Raw genomic sequence first — 22,677 nt, 5'->3', positions numbered from 1 at the left:
TGATGTGTGGAATCGTTGCATACGTTGGTTCTCACCAGGCGTCATCGCTGCTGGTCGAAGGCCTTAAGCGGCTTGAATACCGTGGCTATGACTCGGCAGGCGTTGCGATCGGTGGGCTCGATGGGGTCCGCTTAGCGCGGAGTGTCGGGCGTGTATCGGTGCTCGAAGAAACGCTCGCCCAAGCCGGTGGGCTCGCGGGAACTCTCGGTATTGCGCACACGCGTTGGGCCACCCACGGCGAGCCATCCGAGGTCAACGCCCATCCACACGTTGGGGTCACGCACGAGGGTCACACGATCGCGCTGGTCCACAACGGGATCATTGAGAACTACCGCACGCTGCGGACCTATCTCGAAGGCAAGGGGCACACGTTCACCAGCCAGACCGACACCGAGGTGCTGGCCAAGCTGATTGCTGAGGTTTACGAAAATGATCTCGAGCGGGCGGTTCAGACAGCGCTGCGCGAGGTAACGGGTGCTTACGCCATTGGCGTGATCTGCTCGGCCGAACCACACACGCTGGTAGGAGCCCGCAAAGGTTCCCCACTGATCGTTGGCATCGCCGACCGTAGCTACATCCTGGCCTCGGACCCCTCGGCGATCGTCGCGCACACGACGCAAGTCGTGACGCTTGATGATTATCAGGTGGTCCGACTCTGCGCCGGACCCAACGATAAGCAGGACTCGGCGCAGGGACCGTGGTCAGTTGATTTCAGGACCACCACCATCGACAACGTGCCGGTGAGTTCGGAGGTCTCCGAGTTGGAGATGGACCTCGAACAGATCGAGCTGGGTAGTTACCCGCACTACATGATCAAGGAGATCATGGAGCAGCCTGAGACGCTGCGAACCTGTCTGCGGGGACGGATCGACCTGCGGGAGGGCCGTGTCGTGCTCGGCGGGCTGGCCGAGCAGGCCAGAGCGATCACTCGGGTGCGGCGGATGATTCTGACTGGTCAGGGAACAGCTTTTCACGCCGGTCTCATCGGCGAGTATCTCATGGAAGACCTGGCCAAGATCCCTTCGCGGGCTCAGTACGCTTCGGAGTTTCGTTACCGAAACCCGATCATCGAGGATGGCACGATCATCGTTCCCATCAGCCAGTCGGGAGAGACCGCCGACACGCTGGCCGCGCTCCGCGAAGCACGCGACCGAGGCGCGATGGCGCTCGGCGTGGTGAACGCTGTCGGCTCGACGATCGCCCGCGAAACCGACGCTGGGGTCTATCTCCACGTTGGCCCTGAGATTGGTGTCGCTTCGACCAAGGCTTTTCTGGGCCAGGTTGCCGTGTTGACGCTGCTGAGTCTTTATCTTGGACGCCGACGCTATCTCTCTGAGAGTGAGGTCGCGAGGTACCTCGGTGAGCTATCCCGCGTGCCCGATCACATCGCACGGGTCACCGAGCAGTCCGACCACATCCGGGGTGTGGTCGAGCAGGTGGTGGATCGTGACAACTGGCTGTTCCTTGGCCGGGGGTTCAACTACCCGGTGGCTCTGGAGGGTGCACTCAAGCTCAAAGAGATCTCCTACATCCACGCGGAAGGCATGCCCGCTGCGGAGATGAAACACGGCCCCATCGCTCTGATCGACAAGGGGATGCCGGTCGTCTTCGTGGCCACGCGTGGGTCGCAGTACGACAAAGTGGTCTCGAACATCGAGGAGGTCCGAGCCCGAGGCGGGCGGATCCTTGCGGTCGCCACCGAGGGTGACCAGAACATCCGCAAGTACGCCGACTTCGTCTTTGAGGTGCCGGATGTCAGCGAGCCGCTGCAGCCGCTGGTGACTGTGATCCCGCTGCAGCTTCTGGCCTACCACGCCGCAGTGCTCCGCGGGCACGATGTGGACAAGCCACGCAACCTGGCCAAGAGTGTGACCGTAGAATAAAGAGGTGTCAGGGAGCAGGACGCCACCCGAGGACCCAAGCCATGAAACGATACGGAACCGACCATCAACGAACCATCCGACCCTGGCGAGGCATCATCGCCGCGGCGGTGCTGGCTGGCGGACTGAGTGTTGCCACGGGCATCGCCCAGACACAGCCCGAGCCTGCACAGGCTCAGCCAGCCGCCGATCGCATCGAGTCTCAGGAGGTCGTCGATAGGATGCTCGAGCGCCGTAGCCAGTCGGCGCGTGTCGCCCCTGCCCGTTCTGGCGAGGCTGGTGAAGGTACGGTCACCATGCCGGTGACGGCGGTGGACATCGACCGTTCTGTCCTCGGGCTGGCACCGGGGGAAGACGCTCCGCCGCTGATGCGAGATGGCTCTTTCATCATCGGTCGGCGTGGTCACCTGCGGACTTCCGGTGATGGTGCGCACCTGCTGTTTGTGTTTGATTCCCAGCATGCTGACAAGTCACTGCTGCCGATGATCGTTCAGCCCTGTGCACTCCGGGAGGACATGGAAGACTATCTGGCCCAGCGGGGTCACGAGATCAGCTTCATCGTCTCCGGTCAGGTGTTCTCATACCGGGGAGCTAACTACCTGCTTCCGACGATGATGAAGGTCGCCATCGATCGACCCGCCGCGACGCAGTAGCGGTTGTCACGAATCCGCTAGTCTGAGGGGATGACGACTCTCACGCTTGAGACCAAATCCCGCGACCAGATGGTTGAGTTGACCCGCGAGGTGCAGCGCGTCGTCGATGACTCTGGAATTGACTCGGGCACGGTGGTGGTCTACATCCCACACACGACCGCCGGGGTGACGATCAACGAGAACGCCGATCCTGATGTCGTACACGACATGATTGGGCAGCTTGATCGCATGGTGCCGTGGTCGCAGCCGTTCTACCGCCACAGCGAGGGCAACTCCGCCTCCCACGTCAAAGCCTCGATGATGGGCTCCAGCGTGACCGTGATCATCCGTGATGGACGACTCGGCCTCGGGACCTGGCAGGGCATCTGGTTCTGTGAGTTCGACGGGCCTCGCACCCGGAAAGTCTGGGTCAAGACCTTGGTCAGTGCAGACTGATACTTTTTAATATCAAGATGTATTTTTATCGCGGTTTTCTATCAAAAAACCCCGCTGCCGCAGAGCAGCAACGGGGCGGAGGGGAGAAAGCAAGTTAAGTAAGATGGGCAATGTTCAGTTGACAAGTGTCAATCTAGTGGTTCTGGGCAGGTCTATCAAGCCCAAGGTTTACCCCATTTGACATTTTTTTGGTTTCAGCTGGCTCAGGGCAGCTCACGGGCTAGCAGGGCTGCCCCGATGACCCCCGCGTCATCGCCTAGTTTGCTCGCCACGATCTTGCAGTCTCGAAGCTGGGGCGGGAAAACATGCCGATCAAACGCATCGCTGATCCGCTTAATCCACATGTTGCCAAGCGCTTCGGTCAGTCCGCCACCGACCACCACCTGAGGGAGGCTGAGCATCGTCACCGTGTTGGCGATGGCGATCCCCACGACCTCTGCGGCATAGCCAATGACCTCAAGTGTCAAGGGGTCATCCTGCTTCACGGCCTGTGACAGTAGCTTGGACCTCACCTTTGCCAGATCACCGCCCGTGGCTTCGACGAGCCAAGAGGGGTGATTGGCCCCGATCAGCTTGGCCAGCAGCAGCACGATGGAGTTTCGGCTCGCCAGGTTCTCGACGGTCCGCCGGCCGATGCTGGCGTGGGCAGCGACCGTAGTATGGCCGATCTCGCCCGCCGTGAAGTAGTGGCCGTGGAACAGCTTGCCGTTGAGGATCAGTCCGCCCCCGATCCCGGTCCCCACGAAGACGGCGAGCATGTCCTTGCCGGTCTTGCCAGCGCCCTCGTGGTACTCGCCCCAGGCCCCGACGTTGACGTCGTTATCAACCAGCACCGGGACACCCGCCAGTTCGCCGAGCTTCTTGGCCAGTGGGAAATCGCGCCAGCGGAGATTGACAGCCTCAAGCACGACACCGTTCGCGATATCGAGCGCGCCCGGAGCCCCAATACCCATCCCAGCAACATCACCCTTACTGACTTTGGCCTTATCGATGATGCCGTCGCAGAGCTTGACGACACGACCGAGCACCGCTTCTGCCCCTTCTTCGGCCTTGGTCTTGGTGCTGTCACGGGCCAGTAGCTTCCCCTCTGCATCCAGCAGACCTGCCTGGATGTTAGTTCCGCCAAGGTCCACGCCGAGGGTCATCTTGCTCTTGGGCATGTCTGCTCCGGTTAGTTCTCGGCTCAGGCCGAGTGAGTGGTTGAGAGAGCTGGCCGCTGGTGGTTGAAATCGGTGTTGCGCTCAAAGAGCCTGGCAATGCGAAGCAGCCTGGCCTCGTCGAATGGTTGGCCGATGAGCTGTACGCCGATCGGCAGCACCTTGCCCTCTGATTGATCCATTCCGCCGGGCATGCTGAGTGCTGGCAGGCCCGCTAGAGGAGCGTTGACGGTGTAGATGTCGTTCAGATACATCGCCAGCGGATCATCGGTCTTGGCACCGAGTTTGAACGCGGGACCGGGCGTCGTCGGGCAGAGCACCGCATCGCATTGCTCGAACGCTCGATCGAAGTCCTGGCGAATCAGACGGCGTACCTTCAAGGCCCGGTTGTAGTAAGCGTCGTAATACCCACTCGCGAGTGAATAAGTCCCGAGCATGATCCGACGCTTGACTTCATCCCCGAAGCCTTCCGAGCGGCTTGCGGCATACAACTCTACGAGGTCGTCGGTCGCCTGACTCCGGTGCCCGTAGTGAATCCCGTCGTAGCGTGCGAGGTTCGACGATGCCTCTGCCGTGGCCACGATGTAATACACCGGGATGCCGTAGTCGGTGTGGGGCAGGTCGATCTCGATCAGATCGACGCCTTCTTGCTGATAAATGGCTCGCGCCCGATCCATCGCAGCCTCGACATCCGACGTGTTCCCGGTGCCGAAATACTGTTTGGGCAGGCCCAGTCGAATCGGCCCCGGCGACACATCCACCTCCGCCAGATCACCGGGCACGGGCACATCGGCACAGGTTGAATCGCGAGCGTCGGCCCCGGACATTGCCGAGAGCAGCAGGGCGGCGTCCTTAACCGAGTGTGTCAGCGGGCCCGCCTGATCCAGACTCGAAGCAAAAGCGACCATCCCCCATCGTGAGACCCGCCCGTAGGTCGGCTTGAGTCCCACGACGTTGCATAGCGCTGCTGGCTGGCGGATCGAGCCACCTGTATCGCTGCCGATGGCTCCAGCGCAGAGATCCGCCGCCATCGCCGCCGCACTCCCGCTGGACGACCCGCCGGGCACGCGCTGTGGGTCCCACGGATTGCGCGTCGGTCCGAGATAGCTGGTCTCACCCGATGAGCCCATGGCGAACTCATCCATCCGCGTCTTACCGACGATCACAGCGCCAGCAGATTCGAGTCGAGCGATACACGTCGCGGTGAAGGGCGAGCGGTAGCCATCGAGCATCCTTGATGACGCCGTGGTCGTCCCGTTCTCCGTGCAAAACAGCGCCTTGATAGCGATTGGTACCCCCGCCAGTGGGCCAGTGACCTCGCCACGATCAACCGCATCGGCTCGGTCAAGAGCACGATTAGCCCAGACTTCCTCGTAGGTGCCCAACTCGCTGTCGTGGGTCTCGATCCGATCGAGATACGACTGCATCACCTCGGTGGCAGAAACCGACCGATCAGCGATCCGCTGCCGGGTCTCATCCAGGGTGGTTGCGGTCGGATCAAAGGCCATGGGTTCTCTTCACGCTCTTCATAATCAGGCACTCGATCCGTCACCAAGCACTTTCGGCACCTGGAAGTAAGGCGGGTCTGCCGCTGGCGCGTTCGCCAAAGCCTGGTCATTGCTCAGCCCTGGCGTTTCCACATCCTCGCGGAGCGCGTTGGTTAGATCCAGGGGGTGAGACAACGGCTCCACGCCCTCGACGTCCAACTCACTGAGTTTCTGGATGTAACCCAGGATCGCCCCGAGTTGGCCGGTCATCGTGTGCACCTGCTCATCACTGAGGCTCAGACGGCTGAGCTTGGCGACCTGCCGCACGTCCTCTTCGCTGATTGGGCTGGTTTCTGACATGCGAGGGAGGATACCCCTTGGCCGGTCCACTTGCCATGCCAGAATCAGTCGAGGGCGGTATCCTTCCGCCATGCCCGATACCAAACTCCTTGAGTGTTTCCCTAACCCCTCCCCCGATCGTGACTACGTCATCGAGCACGTCGCCGAGGAGTTCACCAGTCTCTGCCCGAAAACCGGCCATCCGGACTTCGGCATCGTCAGCCTCCGCTACGTCCCGGACCAGACCTGCGTCGAGCTAAAGAGCCTCAAGCTCTACCTTCAGGCGTTCCGCAATGAGGGCATTTTCTACGAGGCGGTCACCAATAAGATCGCCGATGACCTCCGCAAGACGATGAGCCCACGCTGGATCGAGCTGCGAACCGACTGGCACGGCCGAGGCGGGATCCGATCCTCCATCACCGTCGAGTTCGGCGGACGGCCTGGGGGCGATACCGATGCCTATGAGGATGACGACGACCGTCCCCTCCAGCGTCCGGGTGATGACGACTGGCGATAGATTTTCTTGCCGGTAGCGCAGCGCGGCGTCCTGAGCCCCGTCTAAGGGTAAGGAGACCTACTGTGACCACACAAGCGCAGGCTCTAAGCCTCTGGACTGACGACCTCAAGGCGTTGCGGGCCTATGCCCGGAATGGCGACCCCCAGGCGTTTGAAGCAATCATCGCCCGCTATGAGGCCATGGTCCTCAGTACTTGTCAGCGAGTGCTTGTCAATCGTGCAGATGCCGAGGACGCCACTCAAGAGACCTTCCTTAAACTCGCTCAGCGGGCCAGCAAGGTACGATCGAACGTCGCAGCTTGGCTACATGCTTGCGCCCGCAGGACCGCGATAGACCACGTTCGACGTCTCGGTGCACGACGCCGAGCCGAACAAAAGCTCCACCAGACCGAATCCTCGGCAACGCGTGACGAGCCGGACGTCAACCTGATCTGGCGCGAACTGGAACCAAAACTAGATGCGGCCCTCGAAGCCCTCAACGAGCCCGACCGCGAGATCCTCGTTTCCCATTTCCTTGTCGGCCGTTCGCAGGCCGAGCTTGCTCGGCAGGCTGGCATACATGCTGGGACTATGAGCCGTCGGATCCAGAATGCTCTCGACCGGCTCCGCGCGACGCTGCGGCAGGAGGGCGTGGCGGTTGCTTCTCTCGCCGCCCTAACTCAGGGCCTCGCACCGGCATATGCCGCTGGGGTAGCCCAGCCTAGTGCCTCTCTGATCAAGATCGGCTTGATGGGCATAGCCCAGACCGGCGTTCTTCTCGCTGCCACCAAGGGGACCGGCACACTGGCAAGCGCGATCCTCATAGGTCTTATTCTGCTCGTTGGTGGGGTGTGGTCCACAGGCTTGTTCTCACCCGGATCACATCAGTCCACTGAACTGATCCCAGCAGAGGGCTACTACGGCCCGGCTCGGCCTCGTGTACCCAGCAACGAGTTCGAACTCATCTCGAACAGCTACCCAGCTTTCCGTTACGGCGGAGCGGTGATCCGAGCGGATCGGATCGAGCTCATTACCGCATACGACCCGATCGAAAATCAGATCGCCAAACTGATCCTTGAACGACTCGGCACGGATCGAGTCGGTGATAGCGCAGTTATCCTAACACGCGTCCTCGCCGAAACGACCCTCTCGAGCAGCCCGCCACGCTTTACCATTGGCGAGCAACTCGACCTGCGGTTTGCCATCGACCCTCAAGCCCGGCTCCGGCTAGAACCGCTGGCCTCGGACCAACAACTCGGGGCCAACGAGCCAGCCTGGTTTGGCGTTCGACCACCTCCTGACTGGCCTGAGTACACGGCGATCCCCATAGATGCCGATGCATCTGGCATTCTTGGCCCTTGGGCCAGGACTGATCGCTGGCCCGTTGTCCTCGGACCTGACGAGATACGGATCGGCACCACCAACTGGCAGGCAGCTCGCTACCAAGTGATCAACTGGGAGCAGGGCGAGACGTTCTCCCGGTTAGAGACCGTCTATACGAACGGATGGGATGAGGACCTCATCGGGACACGTTTCGCCATGATCCTGAGGCAAGAGGGCTCTGATTACGAACTCGCTTACTTTCCTGAGGAGACCCGCCGTTCCGCGGATTACCCAACCTCTTTTCTTCGAAGCAGCACGAACCCGATCCAGATCCTGAGATTTATTCCGCCGGTGTCGTTTTAGCTTTTGATTATGTCCCCGCACACCAGCAGCCCGCCTCATGGTCATCTACCACGCCGACGGCTTGGAGGTAGGCGTAGATGATCGTCGAGCCGACAAATGTCATCCCTCGTTTCTTCAGGTCCTTACTGATCGCATCGGATAACGGCGTCTTTGCCGGGCAATCACGATAGCTCGTCCAACGGGTCATGACAGGCTTGCGATCCACCCAGCCCCACAGGTAGCGATCAAAACTTCGGTGCTCTTCCTGGATTTCGAGAAAGACTCGAGCATTGGTCCTGGCAGCGAAGACCTTGAGTCGGTTGCGGACAATGCCCGCATCCAGCAGCAGCTTCTCCAGTTTCGAATCGTTGAATCGAGCGACTTTGGCAGGCTCGAAGCCCGCGAACACCTTCCGGTAATGCATCCTTTTCAGAAGAATCGTCCGCCAGCTCAGCCCAGCCTGTGCCCCCTCAAGAATCAGCATCTCGAACAGATGCCGATCCTCGTGGACAGCCCGCCCCCATTCCAGATCGTGATAGCTCAGCTCAGGCTCGGCATGAGCCCACCCGCACCGCCGAAGATTCGGATCAATCTGCATGGATCTTTCAGCCTTCTTTGTCCTCATCGACGGCTAAGGGTATCCTCCCTGCCCCATGAGCATTCTTGTCGATAGTAATACGCGGGTGATCTGCCAGGGGATCACGGGCTCGGCCGGCTCCTTCCACACCAAGGGCTGCCTCGACTACGGCACCAAGATGGTGGGGGGCGTGACCCCCAACAAAGGCGGGCAGTCCGACCCCAACGGGCTGCCGATCTTCAACACCGTCTACGAGGCCGTCGAGGCCACCGACGCCAACGCGACCATGATCTTCGTCCCGCCCCCGTTCGCCGCCGACGCTATTCTCGAAGCCGCCGACGCCGGCATCCAGCTCATCGTCTGCATCACCGAGGGCGTTCCGGTCGTCGATATGATGAAGGTCAAGCGCATCCTCGCCCAGCCGCAGTATCGCCAGACCCGGCTGATCGGCCCCAACTGCCCCGGCGTCATCACCCCAGGTCAGTGCAAAATCGGCATCATGCCCGGCTACATCCACAAGCGACCCGAGGACGCCGAAGCCCACCGCAGCGTCGGCATCATCTCCCGATCAGGCACCCTGACCTACGAGGCCGTCTGGCAGACCTCAAACCTCGGCATCGGCCAGACCACCTGCGTCGGCATCGGTGGGGACCCGGTCCGCGGCATGAACTTCATCGACTGCCTCGTCCAGTTCAATGCCGATGGCCAGACCGACGGCGTCGTGCTCATCGGCGAGATCGGCGGGACCGACGAAGAAGCCGCCGCCGACTACATCAAGAACCACGTCACCAAACCCGTCACAGCATTCATCGCTGGCCGCACTGCTCCGCCCGGCCGCCGCATGGGCCACGCAGGGGCCATCATCTCCGGCGGCGAAGGCGGAGCCGACAGCAAACTCAACGCCCTCCGCGACGCCGGCTGCCACATCGCCGAATCCCCCGCCGACCTGGGCACGACGATGGCCAAGGCGCTTGGGGTTTAAACTCACGGTGATTATTCAGCTTCGCTGAGCAGAGACTTATCCCCGCCGCGGATTCCGCCTCGAGACCCTCGCCTTACCCCCATCGTCCATCCCACTCCGCACCGGCTCTGAGAGAGGAACAGCCTCAGAGTCACTCGCCCCCTCGTCATCCTGCTCCGACGCGAACCGCCCAAAAATCATCCGGCCCGCTGATGTCTGGAGCGTCGAGGTCACCACGAGATCAATCCGCTCGTTGAGGTGGGCCCGGCCGTTCTCCACGACCACCATCGTGCCGTCATCGAGATAGCCCACACCCTGCGTGGGGTTTTCGCCCGGCTTGACGACTTTCACCTCCAGATGCTCGCCAGGCAGTGCGACCGGCCGCAGCGCCTTGGCCAGATCATTGAGGTTGATGACCTCCACCCCGCGGAGCTGGGCGATCTTATTGAGGTTGTAGTCGTTGGTCATCACCCGAGCCCGCAGGTGCTGAGCCAGGCTGATCAGCTTCTGATCCACACCCGATCCCTCCGCGTCCCGGTCCTCAATCCGTACATCGACCAGTGGTCGCTCCTGCAGTTTCTGCAGCGTCTCCAACCCCCGCCGCCCCCGGGCTCGCTTGAGCTTGTCAGCCGAATCAGCGATCTGCTGCAGCTCATGGAGCACGAACTTGGGGATGATCAGCGACCCCTGCAGCACATGCGTCTCGATGATGTCCACAATCCGACCATCCACGATCACCGAGGTATCCAGGACCGTCGGTCGCGAGCCGCGCAGTTCCTTGGCAAACTCGACATACGGGATGATGAACCGAAAATCGTCCTTCGTCTGCAGCACCAGCGTGATCCCCAGATAACAGAAGATCACCCCCAGCAAGACCTTCACGCCCCGGAGCAGTCGCTCGACCGCTTCGGGCTCTTTGAACTCCACCAGCACCGGGATCAAGTCCACCAGAAACGTTGCCGCGTACGTCGCCAGCAACCCCACCACAATGCCCAGAAATACACCCGAGATCGCTGACAGGTTCTTCTCTTTGACCCCTGCATCGATCGCAATGATGCTCCCGCAAAGGATGACGGTCCCCGCCAGAAGCAAAATCACCAGCCCTACGCTGGTCTGTTGCTCAACCTGGAACGGCAGCACATACAACGCCGTGACCGTCGTCGCCAGCAAGATGAACAAACCGCGGAGGATATAAATAATCATGAGGGGTCCGCGCAGAGAGGTCTGAATAAGATAGAGGATAAGCTCTATCGAGGACTCGGCAAGCCGTTTGCCCGACGCCCGAGCGTCCTCTACCCTAACGGGTTCGCTCGACCCGTCGATCGGACAGGCGGTCGGGCCCGATGCACGGGTGGTCTCGTGAACCGGGTCAGGCCTTGACCGGAGCAGCCCTAAGCGTCGTCTGCCCGGTGCCGTCGGTGTCCTGACCGCCTGTCGGGTCGATTGGTCGATGCGGACTTCGGAGATGAGCAGCCCGACATGGCCTACACGGTTCTGGCACGACGCTACCGCTCTCAGGCCTTCGCCGACGTCGTCGGCCAGGACGCCGTCGCGCGCACCCTCCGCAACGCCATCGAGCGTGATCGCGTCGCCCACGCCTATCTTTTCTGCGGAACCCGGGGCGTCGGCAAGACCTCCATGGCCCGCCTCTTCGCCCGCGCCCTCAACGCCCCTGCGTCCATGCCCGACGCCCCCAAACTCGATGCCGTCGATTATCCCGAAGACGACGTTCAGCACCGCATGGCCGATGCGATCATGCGTGGCGATGACCTCAATGTCATCGAGATCGACGGTGCCTCCAACAACCGCGTCGAAGAAGCCCGCGAACTGATCACCGGTGCCGGTCTTGCGCCCACCGGCGCAGCCAGATTCAAGATCTACATCATCGACGAAGTCCACATGCTCACACAGCAGGCATTCAACGCACTGCTCAAGACCATGGAAGAGCCACCGGAGCATGTGAAGTTCATCCTCTGCACGACCGAGCCTCACAAAGTCCCCGCGACCATCCAGTCGCGCTGCCAGCGATTCGACTTCCCCTCCATCCCGGCTTCACGCATAGCCGATCACCTCAAGGCCATTGTCAAAGCCGAGAAGATCAAGGCTGATGACGACTTGCTCTGGCGGGTGGCTCGCCTCGGCAACGGCTCAATGCGCGACGCCCTCTCCCTCCTCGATCGCGTCATCGCCGCCAGCGACGGCAAACTCACCGTCTCCGCACTCGAAGAACTCCTCGGGCTTCCCGAGGCCGAACTCATCGACGGTCTGATCCTCGCGATGGCAGAGGGTGACGTCGCCCGTACTCTGGAATCCGGTGCCGATCTGCTTAACCGTGGCGTCAGCCAGGACCAGACCATCGACGCGATCATCGAACGCCTCCGCCAACTCATGCTCATCGCTGCGTGCGGGTCAGAAAGTGAGCTGGTTGAACTCCCCGCCGAGGGCCGTGAAACCTCCGCTGAGCTGTCCGCGCGATTCGATACCGATGGACTCGTCTACCTCCTGATGCTCGCCGACAACCTCCAGCGGCACGCCCGCTCCAGCGCCAACCCCCGGGCGCTGCTCGACGCCACCCTTGTCCGCATGGCCCTCGCCGAGAAGATGGCCGATGTTGCTGGCATCCTCGCTGGCGACACCACGGCGGCCGAAAAAAAAAAGCTCCGCCTCGCGCGTTAGCTGATCCACACCGCACGCTAGCCTCAGCACCATCATCCAGCCCTGCTGCTGGGTCAACCACCCCAACCCCCGCGGGCCCCGTCATCACACCCGCCGCTGATCCCAGCGACGTTGGCTCGGTGTGGGCAAAAGTCCAGGAAGCCGCCGAAGAGACCAGCTCGCTCGCATGGATTGACCACCTCGACCTCCTCACGCTGCGTGGGAACATCGCCACCATCGCCCCCCGCCCCAGCAAGCGCGAAGCGATCCGCTTTGTCGAAAACCCGTCCAACCGTCAGAAGCTCGTCCACCTCATCTCCGCCGCCGCTGGCCAGCCCATCGAACTCCGCTACGACAAGCCCAAGCCCGCTGCACACGACGCTCGTTCCGAAACGAACGCCACACGACCCCGGCAAGCCGACGTGCAGGACGCGCTCTCAAGCCCCGCCGTCAAGCTCGCACTCGAAGTCTTCCCCGATGCCACGATCATGAACATCCACCGCCACCAGCAGCCTCCACCCGAGCCGACAGAGAAATCGGCGGATGGCAGCAACCCCACTGAGGACCCCGATGTTTGAGCAGATGAAAATGATGAAGGAACTGGGCAGCCTCATGGCTCGCAAGGACGAACTCAAAGAGCGTGTCGAACGCCTGAAGATCGAGCTGGGCGAGAAGTCCGTCGAGGCCGAAGCCGCAGGCGGGATCGTCCGTGTCACGGTCAACGGCCATCTCAAGGTCCTGGAGGTCCGATTCAGTCCCACCGCGCTCGCTACAACTTCCGACAGCGACCGCGCGATGCTCGAAGACCTCACCCGTCAGGCCATCAACGACGCCATGGCCAAAGCCCAGGCCATGATCAAGAACGAGATCCAGAAGGCGACCGCCGACCTCAACATCCCAGGCGTCGAGAACATGCTCCCCATGCTCAACTGATTCGTGTGAGACTTATCGCCGCTGCGTCGAGACGGCTGCCTGTCTCGGGTCAATCCGCCCGATCACGGCTGGCTCCGCAGGCTCAGCAGCATCGCTCCCGTCCTCGAGATGCTCACTGAGCACTGGACGCCGTGAAACCGATCGTGACGATCGTCGTCGTTTGCTCCGTCGCTCGCTCATTCGCAGCAAAGGCCGAGGCGGGTAGAACAACTGCCACAACAGCGCCGCGTTATAAAGCAGCAGGATGAGGATCAGACCGTGCAGCGCGTACTCATTTGGCTGCGCATCCAGCCGGGCGTGCAACACAAACACATCGCCATAAGCATGAAGCTGCCGCTCCAGTTCCTTACTGCCCAAAACTGAGGCCATCGGCAGCCACGGGAAATCCTCCCGAAACACGCGAGGCAGATCAGGGGCCAGCGCCCATAGACCCCCGAATGTCATCGCCGCAGGAACCCAGCGCGATCCTCGACCTCGGAGCGCAGCGACCGCTACACCCGCAGCTCCGCCCGCGAGCATCCCGACTGCAAAATGCATGGTCGTCCAGGCCACGGCGATCTCCCGAGACACACAACGCGCCTCGAGAATCTCATCGGGGGGTATCCGGACCCCCACAACAGGAAACACAGCTCAGCCCTCATGTCTTCTGCAAGATGTCAGCCTGTAACGCCTGGTGAATCTAGGCAGCCCGATCCAGCCTACGTGGATCAACCCCAGACGGTTGCCCCGCACGCCGATCGCAATCATCCAGCAGCCCGGCAAACGCACGAGCCGCCTGATCCCAACTCGCATGACGCTCGGCCCATGCTCTGGCCGATCGTCCCAGTCGCGCCGCCGAAGCCGGGTTTGCCCACAACTGCTCAATCGCGCTCACCATCGACAGTGCATCATCTCCCAGCCGTACTGGCGGCATCCGGTGATCCTCCGCAAGCCCCGTCAGCGCCCGCGAGGTGCACACCACCGGTCGCCCCATCGCCAAGGCCTCCAGCAACTTGTTCTTGATCCCGCCGCCACACCGCATCGGCAGCACCGTCACAGCAGAAGACCGCGCGTCATCTCGTACGTCATCCACTGCACCAACCCACTCGACGCCCTCTGCCGTGCGCAGACGCTCCAGTGACCGATGCATCCCCCGCCCGATCACACGAAACCTCGCCCCTGGATGACGTCTCACCAACCCCGGCCACACCCGATCAACAAACCAGATCAGCCCATCCACATTCGGCTCAAAATCCAGCCGCCCCCAGAACACAGCCGTGTTCGCCTCAATCGCGGTTTCCGCAGCCGGGCAAAACACATCAAGATCAACCCCATTGGCAATCACCCGACCGACGCCCGGCCGCCCCAACACTGACAGCCACCGCTGATCCTGATCCGAAACCCCGACGATCGCATCCAACCCACCAAACGCGACCTCCAGACCCGTGTGCAGCGCAGCCCCATACAACCGTGATGGCCAGCGATCCAGAGACTCCCGGCCCATGCAGGACAGCAGGAACGCCACCACATCGTCCGCCGCGTACCACACCCTGCTCACGTCCTTTGGCAGCCCCTTGAGCATCACCGGAGCGTGCTGACCCACACCGATCACCGCGCGAGGTCGCAGCCGCCGAACAAGCTCCAACGCCCCCGCGTACCGAGCCGTATCAATACCCTGATGCCTTGCGAGTCGCCGCCGCAGTCCGCGCAAAGGCCCCGACCAGTTCTGGATGAAAGCACGCTGATCCGATTCGTCCACGCACGCTGGCCAGTCAACACAAAGCGATCGAAGTGACGAGGGTGCCTCCACAGGCAGTGCCTCCGGACTCGCCACCACGACGCGGAGCCCCAGCCGAGCTAATGCCGGTGCCAGATACGCCACCCGTAGTCGCCCGCCATGGTCCAGCGGCCACGGCGCCAACTCCGAGAGTATCAGCACATCCGTCTTCGTCATCACCCGCTCCTCAAGCCTCATGCCGCCATCCGCAGGCCATGATCCATTCCCAGCGTGTGCTCAATCACACCCGCCAGCTTGATCGCAGCGTCATCCCACCGAAACGCTTTCACCCGCTCACGCCCAGCGTTCACCAGAAACCGACGCCGATGCGGCTGCGTCAGCAATCGCTCCAGTCCGTTGCGAATTGCCATGGTGTTCCGAGGATCGACCAACTCCGCTGCATCACCCGCCACCTCGGGGATCGACGTCACATCCGAGCTGAGCACTGCCGTCTCACGAGCAAACGCCTCAATGACAGGAAGCCCAAACCCCTCACTCAGCGACGGATAAGCGAGCACCTCAGCCTCACGCATCAACGATTCGAGCCGTGCACGCTCAACCGGCTCCAGGAACCGCACACTCGTTTCGACCCCCAGCCTCCGGGTGAGCCCCAGCATCTCGTCGCGGAACGACCCTCGCATCCCCACCAGCACCAACGCCACCTCCGATCGAACTGACGAAGGTAGCAACGACCACGCCTCGATCACCCGCCGCGTGTTCTTCCGCAGGTCCGGTGCCGCCAGGTGCAACACAAACCGCTGACCAATCCCCGCAGGCTCAAGCCGAACATGCTCGGGATCAGGATCGACGCCCCGCACCGCATCCGCACCCCACGGCACCACAGTGACATGCCCCTTGACTATCGGCAGCCGTCTCTCAATCTCACCCGCGACATAGCTCGAAGGAGTCAGGATCCCCGAAGCCCGCTTCGCCGCCTCCAATGCCAACCGAAACCGGATCACCGGCTCACGATCAGCTCGCTGACTACTCGTCAACGGGATCAGGTCGTGCACAGTCACCAGCATCGGCACCGGCTGCCATATGGGGCACCAGTTCGCCGGGCAATGCAGCAGGTCCACTTTCTCTCGCAGCGCCTGCCAGGGAAGCCGAAGCTGCGTCCACGCATCCAGACGATCACCCGGCACATCGATCCTCTGCCAACCCAGATTCTCGGCCTCCAGCCGCTCGCCGGCAGGGGGGCGTGGCGTCTGATGAAAGGCGATAAATCGCCAGTCAGGACGCAAAGCCGTCAGCCGGGCATACAACCGGGCCGTACTCACTCCAATCCCCCGAAGCGGCTGCCGCGTGAGCGTACGGGCATCCAGACCGATCACCGGCGACGCGGAGGCCAGGGTTGAAAAGGGCTTTGAGGGCAAATCGGGGCTCCTTCCCATCTATCGGGTGCCCCATCCCTCACCCCGAACCCTCCGACATTCTTGATTAACGGACCCAGGAACCGGGTAGAATCCATGCATGACCAGCGTCGTGATCCAGGACCTCGCACGATTCGGCCCCCAGGGCAGCCCCAACATGACCGTTGAGGAAGCCAGCGACTACACGCGCCAACTCGCGCTCACCCACTACGAGAACTTCTCCGTCCTCAGCCGGATGGTCCCAGAACGTTATCGCGACGACTTCGGCCGCGTCTACGCCTTCTGCCGCTGGGCCGATGACCTTGGCGACGAGACCGGCAGCCCCGAACGCTCCCGTGAACTCCTCGCTTGGTGGCGCGACGAGCTCGATGCCTGCTACGCCGGTTCACCTCGCCACCCCGTCTTCATCGCCCTGGCCCGCACCATCGAGTCCCGCAACCTCCCGCGGAAACCCTTCGATGACCTCATCGATGCCTTCCTCCAGGATCAGGAAGTCACCCGCTACCAATCCTGGGAGCAACTCGTCGACTACTGCTCCCGCAGCGCCAACCCCGTTGGCCGCCTCGTTCTGCGAATCGCCGGCTACGACGACCCCAAACTCGACGAGCTCTCCGACGCCACCTGCACCGCCCTCCAACTAGCCAACTTCTGGCAGGACGTCCGGCGCGACATCATTCAGCGTGATCGCGTCTACCTCCCCGCCGACATCGCCGCCAAGCACCACGTCGGCATGCCTTTCATCATCAAGTCCGTCCGACTCGATGGCGGGCTGGACGAGAACGGCGAACCACACAAGCACGATCATCACCACCACGTCCATGACCACGAAGGCCATCACCATCACCACGAACACGACGCCGTCGACGGCCACGGCCAACGCTGCGCCTGCTCCGGCGGCGGAGCCAACGCAGGCGTTCGTGCCTGCCTCAAGACCTACCGCCCCATGATGCGCGACCTCGTCTCCCGCACCTGGCCCCTCTTCAAACAAGGCCGCCAGCTCTGGCCTCACCTCGACCGGGATATCCGACCCGCTATCAAGCTCTTCTCCTGGGGCGGCGAGTCGATCCTCCGCATGATCGAGACCGAAGGCTACGACACCCTCACCAACCGACCAGCCCTCTCGAAATCCCGCAAGGCCTGGCTCGTCTCCCGCGCCAGCCTGAGCCGTTTCCTGCCCTGGGGTTGAATAGTTTCGATCAAGAAGGGAACCGCATGACGCTGCCGGGAATCACCTCATCCCGACCCGCCGATACGCCGACGCTAGCCGAGCTCGAGCCCGATGTCCGCTCCGCCCTCCGCGTCTGTGCCGAGATCACCCGCAAGCACGCGCGCAACTTCTACTACGGACTCCGACTCACCCCCGAACCCAGACGCTCCGCCGTCTACGCCATCTACGCCCTGATGCGCGCCTGCGACGACCTCGCCGACGACGCTGCTGCCACCGATGTCCCAGAACGCCGTGCTCGCATCGAAGCCTTCCGCATAAAGACCCACGAGGTCTTCGCCGATCCTTCCGACCGCATCGACGATGAGCCTGTCTGGCGGGCGTTCCGACACGTCGTCCGGCACCACCCCGTCCAGGTGGAACACATCGACGCCATGCTTGATGGTCAGCTCGCCGACCTCACCACCACACGCTACGAAACCTTCGACGAACTCTACGGCTACTGCTACAACGTCGCCTCGGTCGTCGGCCTGATCTGCGTTGCGATCTGGGGCCACGATGGCGACCTCCAGATCAATAAACTCGCCGAATACCGCGGGATCGCCTTCCAACTCACCAACATCCTTCGTGACCAGGCCGAAGACGCCAATCGTGGACGCATCTACCTCCCCATGGAGGACCTCCGCCGCTTCGCCGTCAACCCCCAAGACCTACACCAAGGCGTCAGCACTCCCGAGTTCGAGCGCATGATGGTTTTCCAGATCGAACGTGCCCGCACGCACTACGCCATGTCCGCCTCGCTCGAAAGCCACCTCGCACCCGACTGTCGCTCGACGTCATGGGCGATGGCCCGCATCTATCGCGGGATCCTCGATCGCATCGCCGCCGACCCAGGCCGTGTCCTCCGCAGCCGTGTCCGACTGGGAAACTTCGAGAAACTCTCCATCGCCGCCCGGGCTCACCTCTGGCACGCCATCCGCGGCTAGACTCGCAGGCCCGTGACCCCCAACACCCCAGCAAATCACGATGTCCTCATCCTCGGCGCTGGCCTCGCAGGCATGGCCGCAGCCCTCCGACTGGCTGAACGGGGTCTGTCCGTCCACCTTATCGAAACCCGCAAACGCCTCGGCGGACGAGCCTCATCGTTCGTGGATCCCGCCACCGACCTCGTCCTCGACCAGTGCCAGCACGCGGTCATGCCCGCCTGCACCCACATCCTCGACCTCTACAACCGTCTTGGCCTCACCGACGTCATTGAATGGCACTACAACATCCACTTCTCCGATGGCCGCAACGCCATCGACACCCTCCGCGTTGATCCTCTCCCCGCCCCGTTCCACCTCACAAGGTCCTTCCTCTCGATGCGAGGCATGTCGCTTGGCGACAAGTTCGCCATCGCCCGAGGAATGTCGCGTATGCTCGCCATGGGGGCCTCCGGCCGCCGTCGCTTCCGTGGCACCGACATCGCCTCACTCCTCAAAGCCTGGAAGCAGCCCGATTCCGCCCGCCGCCGCTTCTGGGATGTCATCATCATCAGCGCCTGCAACGAAATTCCCGAGAACGTCGACGCCGAACTCGCCCTCAAGGTCTTCCAGGAAGGCTTCCTGGCCAGTCCCCAATCCGTAGGCGTCGGGCTTCCCCGCATCCCCCTCATCGACCTCTACCAACCCCTCGAAAACAGCATCAAAGCGGCAGGCGGGAGCGTCGAACTCGGCACCTCTGCCAAGCGCCTGCTCCACAACACCGAGGGCTGCGTCACCGCCGTCGAAACCACCGACGGCCGCACCCTCCACGCACCCACCGTCATCACGACCCTCCCTCCCGACCGTCTCGCCAAACTCATCGACCCCGACCTTGCCGACCGCGATCCGCGCCTACGCAACCTCGACCAGTGGACCTTCTCACCTATCGTCGCGATCCACCTCTTCTTCGACATCTCGTCCGGCCCCATCACCAAGCTCCCGCATCTGGTCACCCCCGATCGCCCGATCGACTGGGTCTTCAACAAAGGCATCACCGAACTCCCGCCCGACGCCACCACGTCACACCACGACCCGGTCCAGCACCTTCACGCCCTCAAGAGCGGGGCCCACGACCTCGTGTCCCTCTCCGCCGACGAGATCCTTACCATCGCCGAGCGAGAAATCCGCGACGCCCTCCCCGGTCATCCTCAGCACCCAGTGATCCACGGCCGAGTCATCAAGGAAAAAGTCGCGACCTTCACCGCCAGCCCGCAACTCGTCCACCTACGCCCCTCTGTCACAGGCCCCAACGCCAACCTCCTGCTCGCCGGCGACTGGGTCGATACCGGCTGGCCCGCGACCATGGAAGGTGCCGTCCGCAGCGGATATGACGCAGCCGATGCAGTGCTCAACCAACGCAACCTCGCGACGCTCGATCGCCCCGACGACATGCCCGCCACCGGGCTCAGCCGACTCCTCCTCAATCGCTAAAAAAACAAGGCCGTGGCGGTTGCCACGGCCTTGCACACAATCATGTGAATGACAGAAGCTCATCAAACAGGGAGATTACCCACGCTTGATCGAGCAGCCCTTGCTCCGGGTGACCGTGTGAGGAGCCTCCTCACCAGCCAGCACCGCATCAAGCACCGGCACCAGGTAGTTCTCGTCCATCTTGCCACAATCGCCAGGCGTCAGCGGGGTCTTCTCAATCCCGCCCATGTATCGCAGCACACCCTCACGATCGATCACATAGGTGTGAGGCGTGGTCTGGGCCGCATACAAATCAGCGACCTTGTTGCCCGGGTCTTTCAGGATCGGATAAGGCATCGCGTGCTCCTTGGCATACGACGCCACCTCGTCCACACTCTCGGTGCTGTTCGAGTTGATCGCCACAAACTGTACGCCCTTCTCGGCATACTTCTCCGATAGCGGGCTCAAGTACCGCTGGTACCCGCCATCCTCACGCATCCGGTCCCATGGGCAGTGGATGCTCTGGAACACCACCACCACCACCTGGCCACGATGAGCCTCCAGCGAGACCACTTCTCCCGTCTGCACATCCTTCAACTCGAACGCTGGCGCAGCTTCGCCCACCGTCGGGCCAGCAATCGCCAGCGTGCTCAGCGAAAGAGTCAGACCACACACCACCGCCGTGATTCGTTTGAAAAAGCTCATATCCGATTCTCCATGCAAAAGGATCAGGTTCTGGAACGCTGCTACATTCTAGCCGCCCTCGACCCCGGGCAACCAGACTTTCTCCACAACGATCAACACGGCCATCTGATTCCCCGACTTTGCAATAACTACGCAAGTCCAGGACTCAACTGGGTCTGCGTCAGTTTTTGGTACACCCCGCACCGCCCCAGCAGCTCCTGGTGCGTCCCCACATCTGCGATCTGGCCAGCGTCCATCACCACAATCTGGTCCGCATTCACGACCGTCGACATCCGATGAGCGATCACAAACGTCGTCCGCCCCTTCGAGAACGACTCGATCGCCAGGTTGATCTTGGTCTCCGAGTCCGCGTCGATCTGACTCGTCGCCTCGTCCAGGATCAGGATCGCCGGATCACGCAGCACCGCTCGCGCGATCGCCAGCCGCTGCGCCTGTCCCCCCGACAGTCCCGTCCCGCCCTCACCCAAGAGGGTGTCATAGCCATCGGGCAGCGACGAAATAAACTCGTGAGCCAACGCCGCCCGCGCCGCCGACTCGATCTCCGCCAGTTTCCGATGCCCACTCCCATAAGCAATGTTCGCCGCGATCGTCCCTTGGAACAGCACCGTCTTCTGCGCAACCACCGCGATCTGCCGCCTCAGCGACCGCAACGTCACGCCCGACAGGTCCTCGTCATCCACCAGCACCCGCCCGCTCCCCGGCTCGATCAGCCGCGGGATCAACGCCACCAGCGTGGATTTGCCCGCCCCATTCCCGCCCACGATCGCCACTTTCCGACCCGCCTCCACCACCAGACTCACGCCTCGCAACGCATCACTCTCCGCCTCGGGGTACCGGTAGACAACATCATCAAACACCACCGACCGTACATGCCGCTCCAGCCGCATGAACTTGCCTTCTTTGTCAAACAACGTCGGTTCCGGCTCAAAAGCCAGCGCCTCCAGGATCCGTTGCGCCGCCGGTTCCGCCTGCCGGATCACGTTGTTGAGTGTTGTTACCGGCTTGAGGCTCGCCGCCGCACCACCCAGCAGCACCAGCACCGTAATACTCGCACTCGGGTCCGCCCCTCGACGCAGGATGTACCAGGCCGCCAACGTCGCCGCGATCACCACACCGACCGTCGAGATGACCTCCACCAACGCCGACGCCAGGTCCCTCGTCTTACGGATCGCCAGCAACTGACCAAACAACACCCGGTTGAGCTGTCGAAAACGCCGCCGCTCGTAACCCTCCGCCGTGTACACCTTGATCGTCTGCAAACCAGCCATGGTTTCGTTCAGCCTCGCCATCGCTAGGCCTTGGTTGCTCAGCGCATCTCGTGACCGCCTCCGAATCCGCTTGCCCAGCTTCTGAATCACCACCGCCGCAAGGGGTGCCACCAGCAACGAAGCTCCCGACAGCACCGGGTCGATCGCAAACGCCCAGACCAAGATCCCCAAGCCTCGGAACAACTCCGCCGCACCCTTCCCGAAGATCGACACGTGTGCGTTGACCAGCAGCCGCACATCAATCCAGATCTTGCTCACATGATCCGAGGCCCCCGAACGCATGAACCGCTCCGTCGGCGCATGAATCAGCCGCCCGTAAAGCCGATCCCGGTAACTCTCAGCTAGCCGCTCGGCGATCGTACTCACCGTCAGTTGCTGGATAAATCGCAGCACGTTCGCCAACACGGTCATCGTTAGCAGCACCCCCATCACCAGCCCGAAAGCCAGCAACGGGTCCTCCGGGATCCGATCCGCCACCGCTCGAATCACCCCATGCAGGCTCGTCGGAACCCACCCGACTTCCGTAAGACCCTCCACCCGCTCAGCCAGCGGGTTGACTCCCGAGGCGGCATTCTCTTCCCCACCAAAAAACAGCAGAAACACCGGCAGCACCATCGACAGACCTGCCCCAAAAAAAGCCCCCGACAGCACCGTCGTCACCAGCACCAGCACTACCGCTTTCCGGTACCGCAGCAGATCCCGGCAACTCGTCCAGAACGGACCCTTGAGCACGAAGACCTC

The 22,677-nt window shown here is 62.3% G+C and carries 22 protein-coding genes and 1 other RNA gene; 13 read left to right on the top strand and 10 right to left on the bottom strand.

Going from position 1 to position 22,677, the window contains the following annotated elements:
• Positions 1 to 2: 2 nt before the first annotated feature.
• Genes glmS through RIG82_04040 form a run of 3 tightly spaced genes read left to right on the top strand, consistent with a single transcriptional unit; the run spans position 3 to position 2,968 of the window.
• The gene (glmS, locus tag RIG82_04050; GenBank protein ID MEQ9460108.1) at positions 3 to 1,883 is read left to right on the top strand and encodes a glutamine--fructose-6-phosphate transaminase (isomerizing); all 1,881 of its coding nucleotides are present in this window, start codon (positions 3 to 5) and stop codon (positions 1,881 to 1,883) included.
• A 41-nt stretch (positions 1,884 to 1,924) separates the two neighbouring features.
• A complete protein-coding gene (locus RIG82_04045; protein ID MEQ9460107.1) occupies positions 1,925 to 2,533 on the top strand; it encodes a hypothetical protein in 609 nt (202 codons plus the stop codon).
• 30 nt (positions 2,534 to 2,563) lie between these two features.
• On the top strand, positions 2,564 to 2,968 hold the full coding sequence (locus RIG82_04040; GenBank protein ID MEQ9460106.1) for a secondary thiamine-phosphate synthase enzyme YjbQ: 405 nt from the start codon (positions 2,564 to 2,566) through the stop codon (positions 2,966 to 2,968).
• A gap of 203 nt (positions 2,969 to 3,171) precedes the next feature.
• On the opposite strand, the gene RIG82_04035 is transcribed toward RIG82_04040, so the two are convergent.
• From RIG82_04035 to gatC, 3 genes are read right to left on the bottom strand one after another with little or no spacing between them, the layout of a single operon-like run.
• On the bottom strand, positions 3,172 to 4,128 hold the full coding sequence (locus RIG82_04035; GenBank protein MEQ9460105.1) for an ROK family protein: 957 nt from the start codon (positions 4,126 to 4,128) through the stop codon (positions 3,172 to 3,174).
• Positions 4,129 to 4,151: 23 nt separating this feature from the next.
• A complete protein-coding gene (gatA, locus tag RIG82_04030) occupies positions 4,152 to 5,633 on the bottom strand; it encodes an Asp-tRNA(Asn)/Glu-tRNA(Gln) amidotransferase subunit GatA (GenBank protein MEQ9460104.1) in 1,482 nt (493 codons plus the stop codon).
• 24 nt (positions 5,634 to 5,657) lie between these two features.
• On the bottom strand, positions 5,658 to 5,972 hold the full coding sequence (gene gatC, locus RIG82_04025) for an Asp-tRNA(Asn)/Glu-tRNA(Gln) amidotransferase subunit GatC (protein MEQ9460103.1): 315 nt from the start codon (positions 5,970 to 5,972) through the stop codon (positions 5,658 to 5,660).
• A gap of 70 nt (positions 5,973 to 6,042) precedes the next feature.
• On the opposite strand from gatC, the gene queF reads away from it, so the two are divergent.
• Together queF and RIG82_04015 are read left to right on the top strand one after the other, a co-directional pair.
• On the top strand, positions 6,043 to 6,468 hold the full coding sequence (queF, locus tag RIG82_04020; protein ID MEQ9460102.1) for a preQ(1) synthase: 426 nt from the start codon (positions 6,043 to 6,045) through the stop codon (positions 6,466 to 6,468).
• A 62-nt stretch (positions 6,469 to 6,530) separates the two neighbouring features.
• Positions 6,531 to 8,132 carry a sigma-70 family RNA polymerase sigma factor gene (locus tag RIG82_04015; protein MEQ9460101.1) on the top strand — a complete coding sequence of 534 codons (1,602 nt, stop codon included), beginning with the start codon at positions 6,531 to 6,533 and terminating at the stop codon, positions 8,130 to 8,132.
• A 7-nt stretch (positions 8,133 to 8,139) separates the two neighbouring features.
• Here the strand turns inward: RIG82_04015 and RIG82_04010 are convergent, their stop codons facing one another.
• Positions 8,140 to 8,736 carry a DNA-3-methyladenine glycosylase I gene (locus tag RIG82_04010; GenBank protein MEQ9460100.1) on the bottom strand — a complete coding sequence of 199 codons (597 nt, stop codon included), beginning with the start codon at positions 8,734 to 8,736 and terminating at the stop codon, positions 8,140 to 8,142.
• 28 nt (positions 8,737 to 8,764) lie between these two features.
• Here RIG82_04010 and sucD point away from each other — a divergent pair, with 28 nt between their 5' ends.
• A complete protein-coding gene (sucD, locus tag RIG82_04005; protein ID MEQ9460099.1) occupies positions 8,765 to 9,670 on the top strand; it encodes a succinate--CoA ligase subunit alpha in 906 nt (301 codons plus the stop codon).
• A gap of 36 nt (positions 9,671 to 9,706) precedes the next feature.
• Here the strand turns inward: sucD and RIG82_04000 are convergent, their stop codons facing one another.
• Positions 9,707 to 10,828: a hypothetical protein gene (locus RIG82_04000; GenBank protein ID MEQ9460098.1), complete on the bottom strand. Its 1,122-nt coding sequence runs from the start codon at positions 10,826 to 10,828 to the stop codon at positions 9,707 to 9,709.
• A gap of 153 nt (positions 10,829 to 10,981) precedes the next feature.
• On the opposite strand from RIG82_04000, the gene ffs reads away from it, so the two are divergent.
• The 4 genes from ffs to RIG82_03980 all read left to right on the top strand — a co-directional run bounded on the left by ffs (position 10,982) and on the right by RIG82_03980 (position 13,237).
• Positions 10,982 to 11,081: signal recognition particle sRNA small type (ffs, locus tag RIG82_03995), an RNA gene on the top strand.
• A gap of 47 nt (positions 11,082 to 11,128) precedes the next feature.
• The gene (gene dnaX, locus RIG82_03990) at positions 11,129 to 12,325 is read left to right on the top strand and encodes a DNA polymerase III subunit gamma/tau (GenBank protein ID MEQ9460097.1); all 1,197 of its coding nucleotides are present in this window, start codon (positions 11,129 to 11,131) and stop codon (positions 12,323 to 12,325) included.
• 119 nt (positions 12,326 to 12,444) lie between these two features.
• Positions 12,445 to 12,882, top strand: a complete 438-nt coding sequence (locus tag RIG82_03985; protein ID MEQ9460096.1) for a hypothetical protein — start codon at positions 12,445 to 12,447, stop codon at positions 12,880 to 12,882.
• Positions 12,875 to 13,237: a YbaB/EbfC family nucleoid-associated protein gene (locus tag RIG82_03980; protein MEQ9460095.1), complete on the top strand. Its 363-nt coding sequence runs from the start codon at positions 12,875 to 12,877 to the stop codon at positions 13,235 to 13,237. Before RIG82_03985 ends, RIG82_03980 begins: the two co-directional genes overlap by 8 nt.
• A gap of 12 nt (positions 13,238 to 13,249) precedes the next feature.
• On the opposite strand, the gene RIG82_03975 is transcribed toward RIG82_03980, so the two are convergent.
• From RIG82_03975 to RIG82_03965, 3 genes are all read right to left on the bottom strand, one after another.
• Positions 13,250 to 13,789: a hypothetical protein gene (locus RIG82_03975; GenBank protein ID MEQ9460094.1), complete on the bottom strand. Its 540-nt coding sequence runs from the start codon at positions 13,787 to 13,789 to the stop codon at positions 13,250 to 13,252.
• Positions 13,790 to 13,916: 127 nt separating this feature from the next.
• A complete protein-coding gene (locus RIG82_03970) occupies positions 13,917 to 15,170 on the bottom strand; it encodes a glycosyltransferase family 4 protein (protein MEQ9460093.1) in 1,254 nt (417 codons plus the stop codon).
• 17 nt (positions 15,171 to 15,187) lie between these two features.
• Positions 15,188 to 16,369: a glycosyltransferase family 1 protein gene (locus tag RIG82_03965; GenBank protein MEQ9460092.1), complete on the bottom strand. Its 1,182-nt coding sequence runs from the start codon at positions 16,367 to 16,369 to the stop codon at positions 15,188 to 15,190.
• Positions 16,370 to 16,466: 97 nt separating this feature from the next.
• Here RIG82_03965 and RIG82_03960 point away from each other — a divergent pair, with 97 nt between their 5' ends.
• The 3 genes from RIG82_03960 to hpnE are packed head-to-tail and all read left to right on the top strand — an operon-like array spanning position 16,467 to position 19,984.
• Positions 16,467 to 17,552 (top strand): squalene/phytoene synthase family protein, encoded by a 1,086-nt coding sequence (locus RIG82_03960; protein ID MEQ9460091.1) that lies wholly within the window; start codon positions 16,467 to 16,469, stop codon positions 17,550 to 17,552.
• 26 nt (positions 17,553 to 17,578) lie between these two features.
• The gene (locus RIG82_03955; GenBank protein ID MEQ9460090.1) at positions 17,579 to 18,517 is read left to right on the top strand and encodes a phytoene/squalene synthase family protein; all 939 of its coding nucleotides are present in this window, start codon (positions 17,579 to 17,581) and stop codon (positions 18,515 to 18,517) included.
• Between the two features lie 12 nt (positions 18,518 to 18,529).
• A complete protein-coding gene (gene hpnE, locus RIG82_03950) occupies positions 18,530 to 19,984 on the top strand; it encodes a hydroxysqualene dehydroxylase HpnE (GenBank protein MEQ9460089.1) in 1,455 nt (484 codons plus the stop codon).
• Between the two features lie 75 nt (positions 19,985 to 20,059).
• Here the strand turns inward: hpnE and RIG82_03945 are convergent, their stop codons facing one another.
• Together RIG82_03945 and RIG82_03940 are read right to left on the bottom strand one after the other, a co-directional pair.
• On the bottom strand, positions 20,060 to 20,668 hold the full coding sequence (locus RIG82_03945) for a redoxin domain-containing protein (protein MEQ9460088.1): 609 nt from the start codon (positions 20,666 to 20,668) through the stop codon (positions 20,060 to 20,062).
• A 128-nt stretch (positions 20,669 to 20,796) separates the two neighbouring features.
• On the bottom strand, positions 20,797 to 22,668 hold the full coding sequence (locus tag RIG82_03940; protein MEQ9460087.1) for an ABC transporter ATP-binding protein: 1,872 nt from the start codon (positions 22,666 to 22,668) through the stop codon (positions 20,797 to 20,799).
• Positions 22,669 to 22,677 lie beyond the last annotated feature (9 nt).

It is taken from the genome of Phycisphaeraceae bacterium (assembly GCA_040222855.1).
GTDB lineage: Bacteria > Planctomycetota > Phycisphaerae > Phycisphaerales > Phycisphaeraceae > Mucisphaera.
This window is presented reverse-complemented; position numbering and strand designations above follow the sequence as displayed.